This window comes from Verrucosispora sp. SN26_14.1 (assembly GCF_004307965.1).
Classification (GTDB): domain Bacteria; phylum Actinomycetota; class Actinomycetes; order Mycobacteriales; family Micromonosporaceae; genus Micromonospora.
On sequence record NZ_SISL01000785.1, the window covers coordinates 1 to 1,335 of the forward strand.

At 71.7% G+C, this 1,335-nt stretch carries 2 protein-coding genes and 1 pseudogene; 1 reads left to right on the forward strand and 2 read right to left on the reverse strand.

The window, feature by feature from the left end; all coding sequences use genetic code 11:
* Together EYA84_RS31895 and EYA84_RS31900 are read right to left on the reverse strand one after the other, a co-directional pair.
* Positions 1-187 (reverse strand): annotated as a pseudogene (locus EYA84_RS31895) (hypothetical protein); the annotation flags it as partial.
* Entirely contained in the window at positions 171-704 is a 534-nt protein-coding gene (locus EYA84_RS31900) for a SigE family RNA polymerase sigma factor (protein WP_131057862.1), read from the reverse strand. The gene EYA84_RS31900 and the pseudogene EYA84_RS31895, both read right to left, overlap by 17 nt.
* 180 nt (positions 705-884) lie before the next feature.
* On the opposite strand from EYA84_RS31900, the gene tsaB reads away from it, so the two are divergent.
* Positions 885-1,335: tRNA (adenosine(37)-N6)-threonylcarbamoyltransferase complex dimerization subunit type 1 TsaB (gene tsaB, locus EYA84_RS31905; RefSeq protein ID WP_131057863.1), on the forward strand; the 451-nt coding region annotated here is incomplete at its 3' end.

Below are 1,335 nucleotides of genomic sequence, written 5' to 3' on the forward strand. Positions count from 1 at the left end.
CACCCGGCGTCAGCGCGAACGTGCCGGCGACCACGGCCGCGACCAGGCCGGCGGCACCTGCGGAGGCGAATCCCGCCCGCCGGCGACGTTCGGCCTTGCGGCCGGCCGTGACGATCTGGTCGACGGAACGCGACATGGGCGGCTCGTCCACGGTCACCGCCGCCACGATCTCATGCAATTGCGACATGCCATTCCTTGTCCTCGATGTTGTTGAGCCGGTCGGCTCCGAGTAGTTCGCGGAGCTTTGCGAGACCGCGCGACGTCTGGCTCTTCGCCGTGCCGACGGTGCAACCCAGGACCTGGGCCGTCTCCTCCAGGCTGAGTCCGAGGTAGTGACGCAGCACCACGGCGGCCCGTTGGCCGGTGGGTACGGCGTTCAGCGCCGTGCGCAGCCGTAGCCGCTCGTCGGTGGCGCCGTTCGGGTCGTCCACCGCAACGTCCGGAATGCCGTAGCCGGCCGACCGCTCCCGCCCCTGACGCCAGGGCCTGCGCGTCTCGTCGACGGCGGCCCGGTACACCATGGTCTTGGCGTACAGGTCCGGGCGCTCCACCTTGCGCCAGCGCGGGTACAGCTTGATCAGTGTGTTGGCCACCGCGTCATCCGCCGCGTGCCAGTCCCCGCAGGTCACATAGGCCAGCTTGCGCAGTGACGCCATCTCGGACGTCACGAACTCCCGGAACGCTTGCTCGTCTGCGGCCTTCAAATCGACATTCCTCCTCTGTCCGGAGGTGGGACGGTGGTGGCGGGAGCAGAAGTTGCTCGGCGAACGGAAGTACTTGCCCGATCACTGTCGGTGGCGACGGTGGCTGCCGGTGCGGGTGCTTCGATCGGGGGCGGGCGGGGCGCCACGAGGCGGTCGGCGGTGCGGCTAGGCTGGCTCATTGTGCTCGTACTCGTGGTGGACAGCTCGACGCCGGCGGTGACGGCGGCCCTGGTCGAGGTCACCGCGACGGCGGTGACGACCCGTGCGCACCGGTGCACCGTCGACGCCCGCGCGCACGGCGAGTTGCTCGCGCCTCAGGTCGACGCGGTGCTGACCGACGTCGGCGCCCGCCCGGCCGACCTCGACGCGATCGTCGCCGGGCTCGGCCCGGGGCCGTTCACCGGGCTGCGGGTCGGGCTGGTCACCGCCGCCACGATGGGTCAGGTGCTCGACATACCGACGTACGGTGTCTGCTCCCTGGACGCCATCGGATACCCGGCGGCGAACGGCGAGCCGGTGTTGGCCGCCGGTGACGCGCGGCGTCGGGAGATCTACTGGGCCGTCTACGACGGCGCCGGGCAGCGGCTCGTCGGGCCGGAGGTCGGTGCCCCGGCGGTCGCCGCCGAGCGGG